This is a genomic window from Acinetobacter sp. YH12052 (assembly GCF_013419835.1).
Classification (GTDB): Bacteria; Pseudomonadota; Gammaproteobacteria; order Pseudomonadales; family Moraxellaceae; genus Acinetobacter; species Acinetobacter amyesii.
This window is the reverse complement of the sequence record NZ_VOZI01000004.1, coordinates 36019-53307: the sequence shown is the minus strand read 5'-3', so window position 1 is coordinate 53307 and position 17289 is coordinate 36019. Positions and strand designations below refer to the sequence as shown.

At 40.7% G+C, this 17289-nt stretch carries 15 protein-coding genes, 2 tRNA genes and 1 pseudogene; 7 read left to right on the top strand and 11 right to left on the bottom strand.

Annotated features, from left to right (window positions below):
• Window positions 1–3: 3 nt before the first annotated feature.
• The 5 genes from FTU06_RS03905 to FTU06_RS03885 form a co-directional block, all read right to left on the bottom strand.
• Window positions 4–1155, bottom strand: coding sequence for a helix-turn-helix transcriptional regulator (locus tag FTU06_RS03905; RefSeq protein ID WP_180145047.1), 1152 nt, complete (start codon window positions 1153–1155; stop codon window positions 4–6).
• Between the two features lie 261 nt (window positions 1156–1416).
• Window positions 1417–3051: a chaperonin GroEL gene (groL, locus tag FTU06_RS03900; RefSeq protein WP_078192965.1), complete on the bottom strand. Its 1635-nt coding sequence runs from the start codon at window positions 3049–3051 to the stop codon at window positions 1417–1419.
• Window positions 3052–3124: 73 nt separating this feature from the next.
• Window positions 3125–3415, bottom strand: a complete 291-nt coding sequence (gene groES / locus FTU06_RS03895; RefSeq protein WP_078192966.1) for a co-chaperone GroES — start codon at window positions 3413–3415, stop codon at window positions 3125–3127.
• 183 nt (window positions 3416–3598) lie between these two features.
• Window positions 3599–4384 (bottom strand): metallophosphoesterase, encoded by a 786-nt coding sequence (locus tag FTU06_RS03890; RefSeq protein ID WP_180145044.1) that lies wholly within the window; start codon window positions 4382–4384, stop codon window positions 3599–3601.
• Entirely contained in the window at window positions 4365–5303 is a 939-nt protein-coding gene (locus FTU06_RS03885) for a diacylglycerol kinase family protein (RefSeq protein WP_180145042.1), read from the bottom strand. The genes FTU06_RS03890 and FTU06_RS03885 overlap by 20 nt, the downstream gene beginning before the upstream one ends.
• Window positions 5304–5716: 413 nt before the next feature.
• Between FTU06_RS03885 and FTU06_RS03880 the strand changes: the two genes are divergently transcribed.
• Window positions 5717–7549, top strand: a complete 1833-nt coding sequence (locus tag FTU06_RS03880; RefSeq protein ID WP_078189879.1) for a phosphoenolpyruvate carboxykinase (GTP) — start codon at window positions 5717–5719, stop codon at window positions 7547–7549.
• A gap of 81 nt (window positions 7550–7630) precedes the next feature.
• Here the strand turns inward: FTU06_RS03880 and glpD are convergent, their stop codons facing one another.
• On the bottom strand, window positions 7631–9148 hold the full coding sequence (gene glpD, locus FTU06_RS03875; RefSeq protein WP_180145039.1) for a glycerol-3-phosphate dehydrogenase: 1518 nt from the start codon (window positions 9146–9148) through the stop codon (window positions 7631–7633).
• A gap of 356 nt (window positions 9149–9504) precedes the next feature.
• Between glpD and FTU06_RS03870 the strand changes: the two are divergent.
• The 3 genes and pseudogenes from FTU06_RS03870 to FTU06_RS03860 form a co-directional block, all read left to right on the top strand.
• Window positions 9505–9681, top strand: a pseudogene (locus FTU06_RS03870) (alpha-ketoglutarate permease); the annotation flags it as partial.
• A 289-nt stretch (window positions 9682–9970) separates the two neighbouring features.
• Complete coding sequence (locus FTU06_RS03865) at window positions 9971–11290, top strand: MFS transporter (RefSeq protein ID WP_180089222.1); 1320 nt, start codon at window positions 9971–9973, stop codon at window positions 11288–11290.
• Between the two features lie 198 nt (window positions 11291–11488).
• Complete coding sequence (locus FTU06_RS03860; protein ID WP_180145204.1) at window positions 11489–11917, top strand: hypothetical protein; 429 nt, start codon at window positions 11489–11491, stop codon at window positions 11915–11917.
• 68 nt (window positions 11918–11985) lie between these two features.
• Here FTU06_RS03860 and FTU06_RS03855 read toward each other — a convergent pair whose 3' ends face one another.
• Both FTU06_RS03855 and folD read right to left on the bottom strand, forming a co-directional pair.
• Window positions 11986–12654: a methyltransferase gene (locus FTU06_RS03855; protein WP_180145036.1), complete on the bottom strand. Its 669-nt coding sequence runs from the start codon at window positions 12652–12654 to the stop codon at window positions 11986–11988.
• A gap of 265 nt (window positions 12655–12919) precedes the next feature.
• A complete protein-coding gene (gene folD, locus FTU06_RS03850; RefSeq protein WP_180026654.1) occupies window positions 12920–13768 on the bottom strand; it encodes a bifunctional methylenetetrahydrofolate dehydrogenase/methenyltetrahydrofolate cyclohydrolase FolD in 849 nt (282 codons plus the stop codon).
• Between the two features lie 152 nt (window positions 13769–13920).
• On the opposite strand from folD, the gene FTU06_RS03845 reads away from it, so the two are divergent.
• Window positions 13921–13994 (top strand) — tRNA-Cys (locus FTU06_RS03845).
• An 11-nt stretch (window positions 13995–14005) separates the two neighbouring features.
• Window positions 14006–14091 (top strand) — tRNA-Leu (locus FTU06_RS03840).
• A 131-nt stretch (window positions 14092–14222) separates the two neighbouring features.
• Here the strand turns inward: FTU06_RS03840 and FTU06_RS03835 are convergent.
• The 3 genes from FTU06_RS03835 to FTU06_RS03825 all read right to left on the bottom strand — a co-directional run bounded on the left by FTU06_RS03835 (window position 14223) and on the right by FTU06_RS03825 (window position 16698).
• Window positions 14223–15128: a YafY family protein gene (locus FTU06_RS03835; RefSeq protein ID WP_166136958.1), complete on the bottom strand. Its 906-nt coding sequence runs from the start codon at window positions 15126–15128 to the stop codon at window positions 14223–14225.
• A 139-nt stretch (window positions 15129–15267) separates the two neighbouring features.
• Window positions 15268–15468, bottom strand: a complete 201-nt coding sequence (locus FTU06_RS03830; protein ID WP_004782944.1) for a hypothetical protein — start codon at window positions 15466–15468, stop codon at window positions 15268–15270.
• A 237-nt stretch (window positions 15469–15705) separates the two neighbouring features.
• Window positions 15706–16698: an NAD(P)H-quinone oxidoreductase gene (locus FTU06_RS03825; protein WP_180145033.1), complete on the bottom strand. Its 993-nt coding sequence runs from the start codon at window positions 16696–16698 to the stop codon at window positions 15706–15708.
• Between the two features lie 129 nt (window positions 16699–16827).
• Here FTU06_RS03825 and FTU06_RS03820 point away from each other — a divergent pair, with 129 nt between their 5' ends.
• Window positions 16828–17268, top strand: a complete 441-nt coding sequence (locus tag FTU06_RS03820) for an N-acetyltransferase (RefSeq protein ID WP_180145030.1) — start codon at window positions 16828–16830, stop codon at window positions 17266–17268.
• The last annotated feature ends 21 nt before the right edge of the window (window positions 17269–17289 follow it).

Sequence of the window (17289 nt, the reverse complement as noted above, 5' to 3'; positions counted from 1 at the left end):
GCTTTAACCAATATGCTCAAAATGAATGGTACAGCCCATTAATAAATGCATGAGTTCAATTTGCGAGTTGCATTGGGTTTTTTCATAAATATTTTTAAAATAAGTGCGCACGGAACTGAGCGTAACCCCACAATGTTCCGCAATTTCTTCTAACTTACAACCATTCAACAACAACTCACACAGCTCAAACTCGCGTTTAGACAATTGATAAGCTTGCTGCAAATAGGCTTGTGACAAGGCATAGTGCTGATGCTTATCGGTCAGAAATACCGCAATTTGATGTTGTCCTGCATTTTGATGCTGCATATTTTTTAATTTAGAACAAGGTACGATAGTCAGCATTAATTGTTGTCCTTTCGCATCTGACAAAGACAATACACCGCCTACATTTGCGTTTAATGCCGACTGTCCCAACAACGCTGAATGTAATAATTGATCTAAACGACTTTGATCATAAGCATGTGTTTTTAAACGATTATACAAGTCCAAATCTAAACATGAATCGTGTTCCAGTATGCTTTGAGCTAAAGGGTTTGAATAAATCAAACTCAGCTGATGATCAAGCAAAATTACACCTGTTTTTAAATGATCGAGCACGCTATACAAACTTAAATTTTCTTGTTTAACCAAACTAAATTGACGATGGATTTGTAAGGCACGGCGCAAATGCACACCCAAATGCTTTAAAAAATCCAACTCTTTTTGTTGATACGGCGCTACATCTGGCGCACGGTGTAATCCCAAAACCGCCCAGCGATGTGAACCCTGATCGAGCAAAACAGCCGAGATATAACTAATTCCCGTCGGATTCAAACACCGTTCATAAAAGATATATTCATCACTTTCAGGGTTTTCCCCATAATGCGATAAATCCGAGCTCGCTACTTGGCCCACACCTAAATTTTCCCACAATACTCGGTGTAACTGCATGTCAATCACACGAATCCGCTCATCACGATAGGCATGCAAAGCTTCATCTGGAATATTGTGACTAAATAAAAAATCGTAACTTGGACTAAATTGATCTAAGGCAGTAAAAATGGCGGTTTTACTGTCTGTATATTGAACAATTTTTTCAATTACTTGCGGCCATAAATTCACATCTACAGCGGCATCATAAATACTGCCTATAATTTCGTGTTCTCGGTTATCCATTTTTATCCCCTTTATGCCTACTTCAATCTGCATTACATTTATTTAATCATTTGTTTTTCTTATTGTTCTAAAAAGAATAATGAGTTTTATTCACAAAAAAAAGGAGTTTAGATACATATTACACATTTAATGTGTAAATAAAAAATAGCTAGGTGATTTTGTCTTTTCATGTGTGCAATCTCTACATTACAAAAACTGCGCCATAAAAAAAAACCCCGTATCTGACGATACGAGGTTTTTGAAGTTTGGGTACGCTGAGGTTTACATCATACCGCCCATACCACCCATGCCACCCATATCTGGCATTGCTGGCTTGTCTTCTGGAATTTCAGTAATCATACATTCTGTTGTTAACATCAGGCCAGCAACAGACGCTGCATGCTCAAGTGCAGAACGAGTTACTTTTGCAGGGTCGAGAATACCCATTTCTAACATATCGCCATACTCTGAAGTCGCAGCGTTATAACCGAAGTTACCTTCACCGTTTTTCACAGCATTGATTACAACTGATGGCTCATCACCAGAGTTTGCAACGATTTGACGAAGTGGCGCTTCAATTGCACGACGTAAAATGTTAATACCTACATTTTGGTCATCGTTAGCACCAGACACACCTTCAAGTGCTTTTGCAGCACGTACAAGTGCAACACCACCACCTGCTACAACACCTTCTTCAACTGCAGCACGAGTTGCATGAAGTGCATCATCCACACGGTCTTTCTTCTCTTTCATTTCAACTTCAGTTGCAGCGCCGATTTTGATTACAGCAACACCGCCTGCCAATTTAGCAACGCGTTCTTGAAGTTTTTCTTTGTCGTATTCTGAAGTTGATTCTTCAATTTGAGCACGAATTTGAGTTACACGTTCAGCAATTTGCTCTGCAACACCTGCACCATCAACAATTACTGTGTTTTCTTTAGAAACAGTAACTTTATGCGCTGTACCTAAGTGCTCAAGTGTAGTTTGGTCTAAAGACATACCAACCTCTTCAGAAACTACAGTCGCGCCAGTTAAAATCGCGATGTCTTGAAGCATCGCTTTACGACGATCACCAAAACCAGGTGCTTTAACAGCACAAACTTTGATAATGCCACGCATGTTGTTTACAACAAGAGTTGCAAGTGCTTCACCTTCAACATCTTCAGCAATGATAAGAAGCGGTTTACCTGTTTTAGCAACAGCTTCAAGTACAGCAATTAATTCGCGGATGTTGCTGATTTTTTTATCAACAAGAAGAATGTATGGGTTTTCAAGTTCAGCTGTTAGTGTATCTTGTTTGTTTGCAAAGTACGGGCTGATGTAACCACGGTCAAACTGCATACCCTCTACAACATCTAGAGAATCTTCAAAGCCTGAACCCTCTTCAACTGTAATTACACCCTCTTTACCGACTTTTTCCATTGCTTGAGCAATAAGTTTACCAACAGTGGTGTCAGAGTTCGCAGAAATAGAACCTACTTGTTCAATCGCTTTAGAGTCAGATGCAGGTTTTGCAGTCGCTTTAATTTCAGCAACTACAGCTTTAACCGCGATGTCGATACCGCGTTTAAGATCCATTGGGTTCATACCAGCAGTAACTGATTTGATCCCTTCATTTAGGATTGCTTGAGCAAGTACAGTTGCAGTTGTTGTACCGTCACCCGCGATGTCGTTGGTTTTTGAAGACACTTCACGAACCAGCTGAGCGCCCATGTTTTCAAATTTGTCTTTTAACGTGATTTCTTTAGCAACAGAAACACCATCTTTAGTGATGTGCGGCGCACCGAAAGAACGGTCGATGACAACGTTACGGCCTTTAGGACCTAAAGTCACTTTTACAGCATCTGCAAGTACATTTACACCCGCGATCATTTTTGAACGCGCTGAATCACCAAATTTTACGTCTTTAGCTGACATGTCTAACTCCGAATCTTTTTAAAATTGTTAACAATTTATGATGAATAAAAGGGTCTAAATGCGTGTACGAAACTTAAGCTTCAAGTACCGCTAAGATGTCAGACTCTTTCATAATAAGAAGCTCTTCGCCTGCTACTTTTACTTTTGTACCGGCATAAGTGCCAAACAATACGTTGTCACCAACTTTAACGTCTAATGCACGTACGCCATTGTCAGTTACTTTGCCATTACCTACAGCGATTACTTCGCCTTGAGCAGGTTGTTCAGCTGCTGAAGTACTTAAAATAAGACCACCAGCAGTTTTAGTTTCCTTTTCAACACGGCGAATCACAACGTTGTCATGCAAAGGACGAATATTGCTCATAGTTAACTCCAGACTAAGTTTATTTACTAGATAAAAGACGATGACATTTTGATTTCCATAAGCCATCGACAAAAAATAATTTAGATGACACTTTTGTGGGGATGGAAAAAAACCCTTCAAGGGCAAAATTTAATTTTTTTCATTTTTTTGTATTTTTTTTCTTCAAAATTTAAATTTAAAGGATTAAAGCTCATCTAAAACATGAGTGCTGAGATTTTCTTCAAATATTTTTAACTTTGAATGATAAAAATAATGTCGCACATTCATCTGCTCATCAATGACATTAAAACTGTTGGCAAGGTTATCGTGTAGGCGATATGACGTTGCAGTTCCAGCATGAATATCCCAAACTGGATGCGCAGCACCTAAAGCATAAATCTGATTGAGGTCATAGCTGGCTGGAACATGTAAATGTCCATGCAATAAACCATTTAAACCGTGTTGACTCCACTGTTCGAGTGCCAAACGCCCTTGAACAGGACAATCTTTCACACCATGCTGGTCATTGGGCGGCGTATAAAAAGGTTGATGCGCTATGATTAATTTCACTTTATTGGGCGGCGCATGTTTAAGTAATTCCTCGACATGATATATTTGCTCGAGCGATACATGCCCTCGCGTATGGTAACGACGGCGAATACTATTGATCCCAATTAAATAAAAATGCTCGGTTTCCAGTACATTTTCCATGGCACCAAAAAAAAGTTGATAACGTGCAAAAGGGCTAAAAACACGGTTCCATAAATGATATAGCGGAATATCATGATTCCCCGGCACAACGATATAAGGCAGCTTTAAGCTTTCTAAAAATTGCTTACATGCATAAAACTGACGATAACGCGCACGCTGGGTCAAGTCTCCACTGGCAACCACGGCCTCGATACGCTGTTCACGACAAAATTGCTGAATAGCGCGCATACACTCTGGCTTTTCAGTGCCGAAATGCAGATCAGACAGATGCAGTATCATGTGGCACCCGTATCTTTAAGGCTTGTTTTTGCACTCGAATTTTAAGCGGCGGTTTCATTTCTACAATCTCACCATCCACAGCAACGGTCATTTTTTTTCGTTGGGTATGTATGGTGACTTCATCAGCGGCAAAACTATACACATCTGGTGCATTGTCGATATTGCCACGGATCAATTGCCATAAAATTTTAAATAACGTTTTCTTATCACTTTTTGCGACCACCACACCTGCAACTTTACCTGCCTCTGCATCCTTAGCAATTTGCAAGTTTAAATCGGCCAATTGCAATTGATTATTGCCAAAAAAGATCAAGGCCGTTTTGACTGGATAAATATGATGATCCACTTCGATTTCCAATTTTAACTCTTTGCGATCTCGAATCAGCACATCCAAACCTGAGGTATAAGCATGCAATGGAAAACGACCAAACTTTTGATTATAAAACTCTCTTTTTTGTATAAATAATGGATACAAGCCTAAACTGGCATTGTTTAAATAGATATGTTCGTTGATTTGCGCCACATGCACCTGTCGATTAGTGCCTGTCGCAATCACCTGTGCTGCTTGAATTAAATCGAGAGGAATATTGAGTACGCGCGCCACATAATTAAATGTGCCCAAAGGTAAAATCCCCATTGGAATATCGGTATGCATCAACCGATGAGCAACTGCATTTAAGGTTCCATCACCACCCGCAGCAACGACAACGCCCAAATTATCTGGGTCTTGGTGGCGTGCAAACACCTTGCTCATTAAAGTATCGAAACTGGCTTCCTGCCCAAGCTCAAAAGACTGTATTTCGAAATCATGATCGGATAATATCCGCACAAGTTCCTCATAGACTTCATCTTTGTTTGCAGCATGAAATCCTGATTTTTTATTATAAATAATAGATAAAGGCTTGGCTTGTTTAATCACTTTTTATACATCTTGGCCGCTTAGTTTTGTATTTTGTCGAATTTAACAGCAAATAATAGCGCCTTTATGTAAAAATCGAATTACCACCATTTATTTAATCAATAATAATTCTCAAATATCAAATACATGCAACCTTTTGTTTTTATTTAAAATAAATATATAAAATATTGTCCATCACATTAATAAATAAAGTTAAAATTCGCCATAAAATCTATTAAGTTATTGTATTTTATTTATATTTAACTTAAATAGCATTAACTACCAAAAAAAATCTACCACTTCTTTAGTCTTATTTTTTTTATGATTTTATGCTTTAATACAGCCACTTTTTTTTCATCTTTTATCTGCATGATGTAACCCATGATGCAGATTATACTTTGTACGGTTAGTACATTTTTGAGATAGGCCTCACCATGACCCAAGTGAACGCACCAGAATTCGTTCGTCACCCTAAGCTCATTGCTTGGGTGGAAGAAATTGCCAAATTAACCAAACCAGCAAAAATCGAATGGTGTGACGGTAGCGCAGAAGAATATCAACGTTATATCGACTTGATGATCGCTAACGGCACTATGCAAGAACTTAACCAAGAAAAACATCCTGGTTCTTACCTTGCTAATTCTGATCCTTCTGACGTTGCTCGTGTTGAAGGTCGTACTTACATCTGTTCTGAAAAACAAGAAGATGCAGGCGCAACAAACAACTGGGAAGCTCCAGCTGAAATGCGTGCTCGTCTGAATGGTTTATTTGACGGTTCAATGAAAGGCCGTACTTTGTACGTAGTTCCTTTCTCTATGGGTCCTTTAGGTTCTCATATTGCTCACATCGGTATCGAACTTACTGATTCTCCTTACGTTGCTGTAAGCATGTCTAAAATGGCTCGTATGGGTAAAGCTGTTTATGACGTACTTGGTACTGACGGTGACTTCATTCCTTGCGTACACACTGTTGGTGCTCCGCTTGAAGAAGGTCAAAAAGACGTTGCTTGGCCTTGCAACCCTGAAAAATACATCGTTCATTACCCAGAAACTCGTGAAATCTGGTCTTACGGTTCTGGTTACGGCGGTAACGCATTGTTGGGTAAAAAATGCCTAGCTTTACGTATTGCATCTTCTATGGGTCGTCAACAAGGTTGGTTAGCTGAACACATGCTAATCCTTGGCGTGACTAACCCACAAGGCGAAAAACACTACATCGCAGCTGCATTCCCTTCTGCTTGTGGTAAAACAAACTTCGCGATGTTGATTCCACCAGCGGGTTACGAAGGTTGGAAAATTGAAACTGTAGGTGACGATATTGCTTGGATCAAACCAGGTGAAGACGGTCGCTTATATGCAATCAACCCTGAAGCTGGTTTCTTCGGTGTAGCACCTGGTACAAATACCAAAACTAACCCGAACTGTATGGCAACACTTCACAAAGACGTGATCTATACAAACGTTGCTGTAACTGACAACGGTGAAGTATGGTGGGAAGGTCTTTCTAAAGAAGCACCTGCTAACCTAACTAACTGGAAAGGTCAGCCACACGTTGCTGGTGAAAAAGCTGCGCATCCAAATGCTCGTTTCACAGTTTCAGCTGGTCAATGTCCTTCTATTGATGCTGACTGGGAAAATCCAGCAGGTGTTCCAATTTCTGCATTCATCTTCGGTGGTCGTCGTGCAGACACAGTGCCTCTAATTTCAGAAGCATTTGACTGGGTTGACGGTGTTTACAAAGCTGCAACTATGGGCTCTGAAACAACTGCTGCTGCTGTTGGTCAACAAGGTATCGTTCGTCGTGACCCATTCGCAATGCTTCCATTTGCGGGTTACAACATGGCTGACTACTTCTCTCACTGGTTAGAGCTTGGTGAACAAGTTGCTGCTAAAGCTGAAGCTGCTGGCAACAAACTTCCTGGTATCTACAACGTGAACTGGTTCCGTCGTGATGCTGAAGGCAACTTCGTATGGCCTGGTTTCGGTCAAAACATGCGTGTTCTTGAGTGGATCATTGACCGTTGTGAAGGTCGTGCAACTGCTGTTGAAACTCCAATTGGCCGCGTACCGACTTACGAACAATTGAACTGGACTGGTTCAGACTTCACTAAAGAACAATTTGATCTTGTAACTTCACAAGACAAAGAACAGTGGATCAAAGAACTTGAGAGCCACACTGAATTGTTCAACAAACTTGGTGATCGTTTACCAAAAGCACTTAAAGCACGTCAAGACGAACTTTTAGAAGCTGTAAAAAAATCTGCTTAATCGGCCTTTAATTTCCCTCCTTTAAAAGAGGGATTAAGGAAGATTTAAAAGACCGCCTTGCGCGGTCTTTTTTTATATCAACTAAGCCACATCTTGAGCTTTTTGCTTTATTCGTATTACCATTAAGTATTCATTCAAAACATCAACTTCAGCTGCACTGAATTGCAAATATAACTTTGTCCGTCTTTGCAAAATATCTTCAGAACTTCTCGCCCACTCCTGCTCAACTAAATAATCCACTTCTTGAGCATACAAACCATGTCCAAAGTTTTGACCCAATTCATCAATCGAAGTTAAATGATTCAGTAAAGCCCAAACACGTGTTCCATAAGCATGTGCCCAACGACTGGCCAGGCTACTCGAAACACCTCGCACTTTTTGTTGGATTTCAACCATCAACTGCTCGATTGATTCTAAATTTTCCGCACCGGGCAATGTTGCATCAGCAGTCCAAGGTTTGGATCGATGATGAAAAACCGTTTTAAGTTGATCTAGCGCCGCTTCTGCAAGTTTTCGGTAAGTGGTGAGTTTGCCACCAAAGATTGAAAGTAATGCAGCCCCTTCTACATCGGTCAGTGCCAAGGTGTAATCTCGCGTGACTGCGGCTGGATTATCTGACTCATCATCACACAGCGGACGCACACCTGAATAAGTTGAAATGATGTCCGTTTGCGTCAATTGAGTTTTAAAGTGATCATTTGACACATCAAGCAAGTAATCGATTTCTTCCTGGCTTATCTTTACTCGATTTGGGTCTGCGTGATATTCACGATCTGTCGTGCCGATCAGTGTAAATTGTTCTAAATAAGGGATCGCAAAGACAATGCGATGATCATCATTTTGCATAATAAAAGCTTTATCACTGTCAAAGAGCTTTGGAACAATGATATGGCTACCTTGTATCAGCCGTATACCATAAGGTGACTCTTGCTTTAACCCCTGTTTTATAAAGTCAGCAACCCAAGGACCTGCCGCATTCACCAATACTTTAGCCTGCACATTTTGCAAACCCTTAGCATTTTTTAAACATACCTGCCAAATACCTCCCTTACTATATGCATTTAAACATTCTGTTCGAGTCAGAATCTGTGCACCATATTCGCGTGCTTGTATCGCATTGAGTACAACCAAGCGTGCGTCATCCACTGCACAATCGGAATATTCGAACCCTCGGGTAAATTTGGATGCTAAAGGACTATTTTCCAAGTCAAATTCAATACCATTTGAGCCTGCAAGCTGTTCTCGCTTACCCAAATAATCATAAAAGAATAATCCAGTACGAATCAGCCAAGCCGGACGTAAGTGCGGTTCATGTGGCATGATAAAACGCATCGGTCGAATAATATGAGGGGCTTTTTTAAGCAGAACTTCGCGTTCTGCCAGTGCTTCACGTACCAAACGAAATTCTTTATGTTCCAAATAGCGCAGACCACCATGAATTAATTTGCTACTTGCAGATGAAGTATGGCTCGCGAGATCGTCTTTTTCACAGAGCAAAACACTTAAACCCCGCCCCGCTGCATCACAGGCAATACCAACACCATTGATTCCACCACCAATGACCACCATGTCATATATTAATTGTTGTTGTGTATTCATCGCTCCCTCCCGCTATGTCTTTTTATTCAACAATGCTTCGTTTTCTTTGCTTTATTATTTTTCTCATTGATCATGCTTTTTTGATCAAGTACCTATTTTGATCAAGATATCTGTACGCTGAGTTTTTTATATCCTTCAATAAATGAGAAGTTATATTTTAAATGTACGTTTAAAAGCTTGCTGGCTCAAGCATGAAATCAATCATTTTAAAGTCAGAACCTATATTCAAAGCAAACATAATTACAAGCAGTTGATTTGTATTTTTTTTTCAACCTAATCTTTTTTAAAATTTTATTTCAAGCTTTTATATATTGCATGTTCAGCTGCAGAAGCCTTCAGTTTTGATGTACCCCGTTTATGCACTTACAGATACCATCTTTGGTGGTACTGCAGAATTTTTTGCCCTAAGTTTCAAAGAAGCTGGCTATGAGACATGGTTCTTCATCTATGTAACCATCATGATTTTTATTTCATTATTGGTCTACGTCTTTATGAAAGACACCAAACACCATTCCAAAATTCAAGAGCATTAATTCTACCCAATTAAGCCTCGGAGTTATTAATCATACTGATTAATAACAGAATATATTTCAAAGCAAAGCCTCAATTGATGAGGCTTTGCTGTTTTCATTTAGTCGTGAAAAATCTATCTGGTCAAAAAATTCGCATCTTATAGACTAAAGTCGCATGATTTTCTGCGACAACAGGAGTATAAATTAAATAAATATAGTTCCATCTCCCATTTCGACAAAATATATTGATTTAAACTTTTCCCAAAGAGTTTAAATGGATATGTTTTGCATTCATTCCTTGGAGAATGATGTGTCAAACTCATCTGAGCCAGTTGTTCCTGAACAATTGGATAGAAAAACTCGTGTCAAATCTATCCTCGGCGGATCTGCCGGCAACCTCGTTGAATGGTACGACTGGTATGTCTACGCTGCCTTTACCCTTTACTTTGCACCGCAATTTTTCCCTGACGGTGACAATACTGTAAAACTCTTACAAGCAGCTGCAGTCTTTGCACTCGGTTTCTTAATGCGTCCAATCGGCGCATGGGTCATGGGTATTTATGCGGACCGTAAAGGTCGTAAAGCAGGTTTGACGCTGTCTGTATCGTTGATGTGTGTCGGCTCACTGATGATCGCATGTGCACCAACCTATGATTCTGTAGGCATGCTCGCACCCGCTATTCTACTTTTAGCGCGTTTACTCCAAGGCTTAAGTGTTGGTGGTGAATATGGTTCTAGTGCGACCTATTTGACTGAAATGGCAGGTAAAAACCATCGTGGCTTCTTCTCAAGTTTCCAATATGTCACACTGATTTCAGGTCAGCTATTGGCACTTTGCGTTTTAATTATCTTACAACGCAATTTCTCAGAACAAGCTTTAACTGAATGGGGCTGGCGTGTTCCGTTCTTCATCGGTGCATTACTCGCTATTGTGGTGTTCTGGATTCGTCGCGGTTTAGTTGAAACTCAATCCTCTAAAGAAGCTCAAGAACAAGCTAAAAATGGTGGTCCAAAATCAGGTGCTTTAGCGTTATTTACCAAATACCCTAAACAAGCCTTCACTGTGATCATGTTGACTGCCGGTGGTACTTTAGCGTTCAACACTTTTACCACATATTTACAAAAATATTTGGTCAACACGTCTGGCTTTGAAAAAACCACAGCAACTGAAATTACCACTGCTGCAATTTTCATCTTCATGCTTTTACAACCTGCTGTCGGTGCGCTTTCAGACAAAATTGGTCGTAAGCCAATTATGATTACCTTTGGCGTGCTTGGTGTGCTGTTTACCATTCCAATTTTCAATGGTATCGGTTCTACGACTAACCCAACCACAGCATTTATGCTTTGCATGAGCGGTATGGTGATTGTCACTGGTTATACTGCGATTAATGCTGTAGTGAAAGCAGAGTTGTTCCCTGCACACATCCGTGCCTTAGGTGTTGCATTGCCTTATGCCATTGCAAATACACTCTTTGGTGGTACAGCAGAACTTGTGGCTTTGAGCTTCAAAAATGCAGGCCATGAAAACTACTTCTTCTACTACATTACATTCATGATTGGTTTATCTTTAATTACCTATGTCTTCATGAAAGATACTAAAAAACATAGCATGATCACTGACGATTAATTCGCTCAGCCCTGCTATTCCACTTAAGCTCATCAAAGCCTATTTTGATGAGCTTTTTTTATCTGCATTTCCATCTATTTAACGTTTCATCTGTATCAAAGATTTAATCAAACTTCTTTGGCTTTCTTGGTTTTCGCCATCGAGTCGACAGACGGACTATGGCATACTGAACATACAAATACACACGGCGAATGAATGATGAAAAATATTTACAAAGTTTTAAGTTTGGGTATTGTTGCAATGTCGATGGCTGCTTGCCAAAGCACCCCACGTGCTTTTAATGGTCAAACGGGCTTTCAAATAGAGTCCAAATCTGCAAATAGCGCAACACTTGCATATACTTTAGCGGGTCGCCAAAACCAACAACTGGATGCCAATAAATTACAACGTGCTTGCCAAAAAGTATTAAATACGCAAAAGACCTATAAATTACAAATCTTAAGCGTGAACGAAATTGCAAATCCTGCTTTGGAAAATACCCAGTACGGCCGTCAAATTGGTAATACACGTGCGAACTTTGGACTGTCAAATACTCCAGACCTTCGTAACTCTGAAAACTTAGGCGCGCGTGATGCACTCGATGCTCGCCCTGCCACCTTACGTGTGGTTCGCTATACCTGTTCTTAATCAAATTTGCTGTTCAAAATATAAAAAATAAGACGCTTTAAGCGTCTTATTTTTTATGGGTTCAATATTTATAGGGTTTTATAAAAACTCACATTACGAAACTCAGGTGATTCATCCAAATCAGGCCATGTCGTCGCGCTTCGTTCATCGAGTTTTTCATATTTAGGATGACTAAAGTTTTTCACCCGACTATCAGCCACCCACACTTCTGGAGCAAACTTTAAAAACTCATCCAAAAAGAAACGGTTGCATTGGTCATATAGCACATCGGCAGCCAATAAAATATCGACTTGTTCGGCTTTATACAGATCGTCTAAATATTCGAGTTCAACATTATTCAGCTCAGCATTCGCACGGCAAGCATCTAGGCTTACTTGATCGATATCACAGCAGATCACGCGTTTCGCCCCTGCCATTTTCGCGGCAATCGCCACCACGCCTGAACCTGCACCAAAGTCCAACACCACTTTATCTTTGACATGATGCGGCTCTGCCAACAACCACTGCGCCATTGCAAGCCCTGAAGCCCAACAAAAGATCCAATACGGCGTATCATTCCATATACGGCGAATGACTTCATCATCCAATTTATCGGTTGGAAATACCGGTGGGATCAACCATAGAGAAATAGGTGTTTCAGGCAACTGTTGAGCATGTAATTCACAATGCGGAATGACTTCATGCAGTGCTTTAAGGAGGTGCTCAGGGGCTTTGCGGAATTGGAAAGTACAGCTCATATTAAGCCTTGGAGATGATTTTATTTGAATTTATAAACGTATTAGATACGCGACATCGTCATCTGCTGCTGTGCGAGACAGACCTTAATCGAATGAACACTGTTTCTGCGACACCATTAATCAAAAGACTGATTATGTCGAGTTCAGCAGATGACAAATGGTTTTGGTTACTTTTGCCGAAACAAAAGTAACATACGAGCTTCTTACATTTATAAGTCACAACGGTAAGACTCCGTTGTGACTTTAAGATCTTTTAATTAAAAGATTAACCCAACGCTTTTTCAGCAGCTTCAACAGTTTGACGAATCAACGTTGTAATGGTCATAGGACCTACACCACCCGGAACAGGTGTATAAGCAGAAGCAACTTCTTCAATACCCACCAATTGGATATCACCTACACCACCGCCATTACGTGGATGAAAGCCAGCGTCAACAACCACTGCACCCGGTTTGATCCAATCTTTTTGAATCAATTCAGCTTTACCTACCGCACCTACAATAATGTCCGCTTGCTTTACAAAATCAGCTAAGTTTTGAGTACGTGAGTGGCAAGTGGTCACTGTTGCATTCGCTTCAAGTAGCATCGCAGACATTGGTTTACCCAAAATTGCAGAACGACCCACAACAACCGCATGTTTACCTGCGATTTCAATGTTGTTTTCTTTTAAAATGGTCATGATGCCTGCAGGAGTCGCAGAACCATATGCTGCTTCACCCATTGCCATACGACCAAAACCTAAGCAAGTTACGCCATCTACGTCTTTTTCAAGAGAGATCGCATCGAAACATGCACGCTCATCAATTTGAGCAGGTACTGGGTGTTGTAACAAAATACCGTGAACATCTGGGTTTGCATTTAATTTTTCAATTTCAGCAAGTAATTGTTCAGTTGTGGTTTCTTTAGGAAGCTCAACTTTTAATGAATCCATACCAACACGGCGGCAAGCATTCCCTTTCATACGTACATAAGTTGCAGATGCACCATCGTCACCTACCAAAATAGTCGCAAGAATTGGGGTACGACCAGTTTTCTCTTTTAGCGCTTCTACGCGAGTCAACAAGTCAGCTTCAATTTTCTTCGCCAATGCACGACCATCTAAAACTAATGCCACGGCACTTCTCCAAGTGATGATATGAATCAATTTTGCACATAATACATGATTATTTTAAATTTTTTACCTTGTATGCTGCTTTTATGCGCATACAGATGAATCTGCTATTGTTTTTTTTTCAGAGCTTGCTAATATACGCATCAACAAGACGCGGCGGGGTGGCAGAGTGGTCATGCAGCGGACTGCAACTCCGTGGACGCCGGTTCGATTCCGACCTCCGCCTCCAATCTTGTTAAAGCCCGAGTGGTGAAATCGGTAGACACAGGGGATTTAAAATCCCCCGCCCACAAAGCGTGCCAGTTCGAGTCTGGCCTCGGGCACCATTCTTCTACTACTGAAGATGGTGCAAATAAAGAACCCAGCGAAAGCTGGTTTTTTTATGCCTGTAATTTGCTAAATCTAATTCTCAATAGAATTCTATAAGCATTCGCCAACCTGCTCTGCTTTCAAAATATTATCCAGCAGAGCGTAAATAACCTTCCAGATCCTGTTCCAGTTTTTCCTGAAAATGAATCGGCTCAATGATCTTTACATACGGTAGCCAGTAACGTACCAGTGGCAATAACTGCATTTCATGACGAATCTGACAACTAATTAACAATTCTCCAGACTCTGATTCCTGTTCGATCTGCTGTTCCGGAAATAAACGGCGCTCTTTAAAAAATACCGTGACTTCAGGTTGCACCTTCATCAAAACCTGCTGTTTTTGCTGACCAAACCAGATGCTGTCTTCATCTGCCAGCATTTTCAGAACTTCAGGATCATGCTCAAAGCTTTCATTTTCAAAAACCAGTTTGACTTCCTGCAACTGACTTAAACGATAAGTTTTGAGTTCAGCTTCAGTGACACCAGCCAGATACCAGATGCCATGATGATGAATCAACCGGTATGGCTGGATGATTCGTGCTTGATCGGAATATTGCAGCTCAACCTGCTGCCGTTTATAGATCGCCCCTGCAAGCAGCTTGAAATGCTCGGCAAACTGTTTGGCATCTTCAAAATAATAGCCTTTTGCCGAAAATACCTGATTTGCCCGCTCATCCAGCAATTCACGAATAAAAGACATATCCAGTGCCGGATACAGCTCACTGATTCCGGACAACTGTGCAAAATTCTGGATATCCTGTAACTTGAAACGCCCTAAATATGAAGGCTCAAGATAATAGCGTTTGGTATTTTGATCCTGTATGAGCGGTAAATACGCATTCAGACGAACAAAATCACGCTCAATGGTACGGGTGCTGACCTGAAATTCTCGTGCCAGCTCCTGTACACTTAACTGATGCCCTATATTAAGTTTGGTTAAAATATTTGCCAAACGGTCTGCGAGGCGCTCATGCGTTGACGCATTGCCCTTCATAAATACCCTCTTCGTGCCGCTTGTGCAGCACAATGAATCATTTGCTTAGAATTTTTAAATTATGGGAAAATTATACAGCCAAATAAAAACGAGATTAGAGTTATTCACTTCAACTTAAGGCTAATAGGCAAGGTGTTTTTTAAGATTTTTTACGACGTTTGTAATGAGGTTTCGGTGCTGAGTGGCTCAGCCGTTCCATATAGCGTTCCAGATGCAACATGGCTTGATACAGCTTGTGTAAATCGGAACGAAGTAACTGATTACGGATAATCGCTTTATGCAAACGCTTCAATGCACGAAAGCCATGTTCATGCGTATAAGGGGTGGACACTATCTTCATAATATACTTCCTTTTAATACGTGACATTTCATCAAATACCAAACAATTTAGTCAGATTATATTTAAGCGCTAATTTACTCCTCAGTTTTGACAGGTTGTGTCGAATAATCGACACTTTTTACCGTTTTTTAAAATTTATACTCCTATTTCAAGCAATTAATTTAAATTATTTATCGTTTTTTATGCAAAATAAAAGCCAACAAAAGTTGGCTTTTAGTATTTCTATCACAAGAATAATTAGATGATTTCCACCACAATCTTACCGATATGTTCACCTGTATCCATCGCTGCATGCGCATCCTGAATCTGGTCAAACTTGAAGGTTTTATAAATCATCGGTAAACATTCACCTTTTGCCCAGAGTGGCGCCACATGCTCTTTCAGGCCTTGGGCAATTTCAGCTTTCTCAGCCGTATTGCGTGCACGCATAGTAGAGCCGGTAATGGTCAAACGCTTCATCATGATTTGACCCAATTTTACCTCCTTAGCCTTAGCACCACCCAGGAATGCGATATACACCAGACGACCATCACGACGCAGCAGATTCAGGTTTTTCTCCAGGTACGGTGCACCTACCATATCCAAGATCACATCTACACCAGCATTATCCGTGGCTTCATTGATGACCTGCTCAAAGTCTTGGGTCTTGTAATTGATTCCTGTGGTCAGATGTGAAATCGCCTGGATTTTTTCATCACTACCTGCTGTCGCAAAGGTTTTGATGCCTAGAGATTTACATAGCATTAAGGCCGTGGTCCCAATCCCGCTGGTACCGCCATGAATCAGTACAGTCTCTCCTGCCTTAGCCTTACCCATCTGGAACACATTTGCCCAAACAGTGAAAAAGGTTTCCGGAATCGCCGCAGCCTGTACAAAACTCACACCTTCAGGAATGTTTAAAGTCTGGCTTTCAGGCACGACGCAATATTCTGCATAACCACCGCCATTGGTCAGACCACAGACTTTGTCACCTACTTTAAACTGGCTTACTTCACTCCCGACTGCAACCACTTCACCGGCAACTTCCAGACCCGGTACAGGAGTCACGCCCTTAGGCATTGGATACAAGCCCTGACGCTGCAAGATATCCGGACGGTTAATCCCGAAAGCATGTACCTTAACCAGCACTTCGTCTGCTTTAGGTTCAGGGATGGCAACCGTTTCATAAGCGAGTTTCTCTACACCACCCGGTTCTGTAATGATGACTTGTTGCATGCTTTGTTGCATCATGGATTCTTTCCCTAATATTCACGTTTCATATTTTTCGAACTTATTTGAACATAGAAATGCTATGGATTGAAGCAGCATGGACTTATGTATAATCAGCTGCCTATTTAGTAAATTGATATAAGACCACTGATGACAATAATTACAAAAGCGAAAACCGAGGATATCGACGCTATTCTTGAAATCTGGTTCCAGGCTTCTTTAAAGGCGCATGATTTTATTCCTGCTAGTTATTGGGAAAATCAGCTACTTCCAATGCGAGATTTATATTTACCCTTAGCAGAAAACTATGTCCTTAAAGAAAATCATACGGTGCTTGGCTTTGTTTCGTTATTAAAATCGGAAAATGTATTAGCTGCACTTTTCATTGATCCTGAGCAGCAAGGTGCTGGCTATGGCCGCCGTTTGGTTGATTTCTTAAAACAGCAATGTAATCAGCTGCATTTAAATGTCTATGCTGCAAATACATCAGCAGTTCATTTTTACCAAAAGCAGGGTTTTAAGGTGATCAATCAAGGAATCGATGAGAATACCGGTCAGGCTGAACTCACTATGAGCTGGTTTAAATCTTAATTTTGAAATGATGAGAGCAAA